The following is an 804-nucleotide window of genomic DNA, read 5'->3' as shown; positions in this document are numbered from 1 at the left end:
TACGTGCGCGGCGTGCTGACGTTGCAGGATCGCCTCGACCTGACGCACGAATACCTGCACCTGGCCTTTGAAGCACATCCCAATGGCCAGGATGAAACCTACATCGAAGGGCTCGCCCGTCACCTCTTGCTGGAATAGACCATGACACTCCGTTATCCACAGGTCTTGCTGTTGCTCTGCACGTTGACCGCGTTATCGCCGGTGATGGCTGCCGACGGCGTCAAACTCGACATCCCGATCGGTGGCTGGCGCAGTGGCGCCCCCGAAGGCGAGGGCGAAAGCTTCCGCCAAACCGTCAACTACCCGGCCTCGTCGGTCAACACCCCGCTCGGCCAGGCCAACACCGCCCGCATCAGCGGCCAGATCAAGGCCACGCCAAAGAACAACGAACCCGGTCGCCTAATCGTCAACGGCGTCAGCATGCCGCTGAAAATCGACGACAGCGGCCGCTTCGACCGCCCCTTTTCCTTCCCCAACGGCAGCAACAGCGTCGAAGTGCGCAGCCCCGACGGCCAGCAACGCCACCGCACCCAGTTCCTCAACACCAGCGGCGGCGCCACCCCGGCGAAACTGCGCGTATTGCTGTCGTGGGACAGTGACGGCACCGACCTTGACCTGCACCTCGTCACCCCGGATGGCGCGCACATCTGGTACGGCGACCGCACCGCCGCCAACGGCGCAGCGCTCGACGTCGACGTCACCACCGGCTACGGCCCGGAAATCTTCGCCATGCCGGCGCCGATCAAGGGGCAGTATCTGGTGTATGTGAATTATTTCGGCGGTGGCTATCGCGGGGATGATGAG

At 63.8% G+C, this 804-nt stretch carries 2 protein-coding genes; both read left to right on the top strand.

What is annotated here, in order from left to right; genetic code table 11:
• The coding region (locus DBR24_RS32370; RefSeq protein ID WP_256591544.1) for a DUF2300 domain-containing protein at positions 1 to 138 on the top strand (138 nt) is incomplete at its 5' end.
• A 3-nt stretch (positions 139 to 141) separates the two neighbouring features.
• Positions 142 to 804, top strand: a 663-nt coding sequence (locus tag DBR24_RS15945) for a YfaP family protein (protein WP_128615237.1), incomplete at its 3' end; no start/stop codon positions are given.

Source organism: Pseudomonas sp. HMWF006 (genome assembly GCF_003061205.1).
Lineage (GTDB): Bacteria > Pseudomonadota > Gammaproteobacteria > Pseudomonadales > Pseudomonadaceae > Aquipseudomonas > Aquipseudomonas monsensis.
The sequence above is the reverse complement of the archived record's forward strand: the minus strand, read 5'-3'. Positions and strand labels throughout refer to the sequence as shown.